3 protein-coding genes are annotated in these 3,690 nt (G+C 42.8%); all 3 read left to right on the top strand.

Features of this window, described 5'->3' with window-relative positions; genetic code table 11:
- The first annotated feature begins 473 nt into the window (after window positions 1-473).
- Window positions 474-1,076: a hypothetical protein gene (locus LC586_RS39950; protein ID WP_229491302.1), complete on the top strand. Its 603-nt coding sequence runs from the start codon at window positions 474-476 to the stop codon at window positions 1,074-1,076.
- A 90-nt stretch (window positions 1,077-1,166) separates the two neighbouring features.
- Entirely contained in the window at window positions 1,167-1,502 is a 336-nt protein-coding gene (locus LC586_RS39955) for a hypothetical protein (protein WP_229491303.1), read from the top strand.
- A 42-nt stretch (window positions 1,503-1,544) separates the two neighbouring features.
- Window positions 1,545-3,690 (top strand): putative type IV secretion/conjugal transfer ATPase (locus tag LC586_RS39960; RefSeq protein ID WP_229491304.1); only part of this gene is annotated, 2,146 nt, incomplete at its 3' end.

Genomic DNA, 3,690 nt, shown 5'->3' on the forward strand with positions numbered 1-3,690 from the left:
TACCAAAACCCTCAACCTCAAAGTAGGCAAGAAGCTCCATTTCGACTTCAACCCAAATCAAACGCAGAATTAATTGACGGACAATTTATTTCACTGGGTAAATTAACGGTAAGCCACCGTAATTACACTACCTCACATATCAATTACTGACCCCCGATATAGTCTATATCGGGGGTCAAACATTATGAAATAAACCACTGATTTAAATGTTGAAAGTTGTCAATCCAATTTTTCTAATTTTTTACTAATGATTTACTGAAAAACATAGTGTTTAAAAATGGAAAATTCTTAGATGCTTTTACGGATATTAGTCTCATAAAATAGGTTTACAAGCGAGAAGTTGGAGCAGAGATTTGCTCCAATCCAAACTATGTACTAGGGGCAGACTCCGCCAACGGAATAAAGCAGTAATTCAGTCGTAATTACCCCTACAAAGTTTCATCCAGTAATTTCCGAAATCATCTACTTTTTTTATGAGAACAGACTACGAATCTAATTTTAGCAATGACCGCGATCGCATTCCTTCCTACGAAGAATACGGATACCCCGCTCCCACCCGTCGCCGTCGCAACTGGAAAGAAAACGCCAGCATCGCCGGACTAATGGCAGTTGGTACTGGCTTGATGATTGCAGATATCTCCATTCATCACATGGTAATGGCATCGCTGGCCTTTGGAACTGGCATTGTAGCGTTACTACCCAAGGAAGCAAACTTGCTACTTTCCAACTTCGAGAAATGGCAGCGCAAGTATGGCATCAATATCTATACCGTCTTGTTCTGCTTAGTAGGTGTAATATTTATGTTGGATATGGCCGCTGCACCCGCAAACGCCCAGTTCATGCAAAACGCAGAGGACTTTTTCACAGAATATTTTACAGGTGTTGACGCAGACATCATTAAATACGTATTCGCAGTACTGCGCGGTTTGTTCTTAATTTACCTTGGTATTGGTCTGATCCGGGTCGTTCAATCAGCCAGAAACGACGAGGATTGGCAAACAATCGCCCGTACACCAATTATCATTGCCCTCACAGTTGTAGTTGGAGATTTGCTTGCAGGTCTGGTAACAGGCTGAGGAGCCACTCGTCAAAAAAGCCACCACGAGTGGCACACTTCAAGTGCCACTCATCAAGATTTCAAAAGCTGACTTTTGCCTTTCGTAATAATGATAAGAGTTCGGGAATTTCGTACCGTCAACCGCGTATTAGGAGACCAGCCACGCCTTGGGCCATTCCCCGCCGACCAAATTGTTCCCTGGAGTGCGATCGCTCTCATCTCCTACATGGTAGTCAAGGGTTTTATGCAAGCTTCTTGGCTCGCAACCGGAATTGTAACCGCCTGGGGATGGGCAACCTGGTGGACAGTAAGTTCCAACAAAGCCTTTTTTGGTAAGTTTGTCGGCACGCCCCGCATCACTCGTGGTTACAAACCTTTTGTCTCCCTCGTTAATCCTCTACAACCTCAACCCAAGAAAAAGCGCCAGCTTAAAAAACGCAGATAAAGCTTCTCAATTAATAAATATCACCGAACGAAACTACAGGCTATGAGTTCGACCGCCTCAACGAAAATAAAGCACAAAATTGGTAAAAAATCTCTCGATACCGAACAATTAGGTGTTGTCAAAAACCTGACACCGTTTGAGGATATTACCCATTTAGCCGGGATTGCAAGTATCTCGCTTGCTGGTCGTAGAGATATCGGCGCACTTATTCTCCAGAAAAAAGAGGATATTCAAATCAAGTTCTGCTTTGACGTACAAGGAATTCACCCGTCTTTACCAGAAGAACAGATTCTCCCGATTTTTGAAAATATTGAGGGCGGACTCAAAGAACTTCCCGAACGCGAAACCTTGACAATTCACCTTGGTTCGTTCACTGATGATTTTCTCCGGCAGCAAGAACTAAAAAAGATAGAGGATAAATGTGATCTAGAGCAATTAACTTTATTAGTGCGATCGGAACGTCTACGAGCAAGAGAACTCACCGAAGCAGGAACCCGTAAAAACAAGTTCTTACGTTTTTGGTGTACCTATAGTGTCCTGGCTTCTGAAGACAGTCGCTCAAATGATGCGATTGAAAAAACTATCAAACAGTTGCAGAACGCCTGGTTCCAATTTACTGGTCAAATCCACGGTGTTCGGCAAGAACGAATCGAAACAATCTTACGGGATAGTTTTACCTCTGGGTTTCAACGGTGGGAACAACTTTTTACTAACTCAATGGGGCTTTCAGTACGAGCAGTCACAAGTGAGGAAGTATGGTCAATTCTTTGGAGTCAGTTTAACCGTAGCGATGCACCCAAAGTTCCCAATTCCCTCATATTAGATGAAGAGGGACTTCGAGAAGTTCAAAGCAGCGATTTCCATATTCGCCACCTGATGCTGGAGAACGAAAAATCTGTCCCGTTTCTCGATCGCAGTTGGGTAAGATTGCAAGACAAGTATATCGGCGTTCTCCAGTTTAGCGAAAAGCCCCAAGGCTGGGTAGACGAATACGCCCAGCTTCGATACCTCTGGGAGGTAATATCCAAAGAAAAAATCTCCGACACTGAGATTATTTGCCAGCTATCTAAAGCTAACCAGGGACTCGCCAAAACTGCTCTTCAACGGATTACCAAACAGTCAATTACGTCCAGCGCCATGTCTTCTGAGAAGGGATCAATTGACGTAAAAGCCAATATGAACATCGAGGAGGCAGTTAAGGCACAAGAAACTATCCTCAGAGGCAGTCTCCCGATCCATACTGCCGTTGTTTTTTGTGTTCATCGTCACAGTCGTCAAAAACTCGATGAAGCTTGCCAATATCTTTCTAGCTGCTTCTTGCGACCTGCCGTAGTTGATAGAGAAATTGAGTATGCTTGGAAGACATGGTTACAATGTGTACCTATTGTCTGGGAAAACCTACTTACAAGACCCTTTAACCGTCGCCTGCCCTATTTCTCATCAGAAGTTCCTGGACTCATGCCGATAGTTAGAACAGCTACGGGAGATAAATCTGGGTTCGAGCTGATTGCTGAAGAGGGAGGAACCCCAGTACATCTCGACTTGTACAAGCAGCACAAAAACCTCGCCATTTTCGGTACTACCCGTGCAGGTAAATCTGTCCTAGTAGCAGGTCTATTAACACCTGCCTTGGCTCAAGACATTCCCGTAATTGCACTTGATTATCCCAAACCCGATGGTACTAGCACGTTTACCGACTATACCAAATTTATGGGAGAAGAAGGGGCGTATTTCGATATTAGTAAAGAATCGAACAATCTATTTGAATTACCAGATTTAAGGGGGTATGAACCTGAACTTATTAAGGAAAGGATGACTGATTTCAAGGAATTCTTGAAATCCACATTAATGATAATGGTACTTGGGACAAATCCTGTCGGGGTAAGTCCGACAATGATATCAAATATCGAAAGTATCATTACAATCACAATTGAAACTTTCTACAACGATGAGGATATCAAACTGCGGTATAAGCTAGCACTAGAAAATGGATTAGGAACACCTGAATGGGCAGATATTCCCACACTTAAAGATTTCTATAATTATTGTTCGCCTGGGTTTATCAAACTTGATTCAATCACTAATAATAGTAAAGAAATTCTTGATGCTCTTGACCAAATCAGATTGCGATTAAAGTTTTGGCTGAACTCACGAGTTGGACAATCAATCGCCAATCCATCTAGCTTTA

It is taken from the genome of Nostoc favosum CHAB5714 (assembly GCF_020829495.1).
Lineage (GTDB): Bacteria > Cyanobacteriota > Cyanobacteriia > Cyanobacteriales > Nostocaceae > Nostoc > Nostoc favosum.

Coding starts and splice junctions, on each gene's coding strand:
- LC586_RS39955 (WP_229491303.1), top strand. CDS start 1,167: ATGATAAGAGTTCGGGAATTTCGTACCGTCAACCGCGTATTAGGAGAC.
- LC586_RS39950 (WP_229491302.1), top strand. CDS start 474: ATGAGAACAGACTACGAATCTAATTTTAGCAATGACCGCGATCGCATT.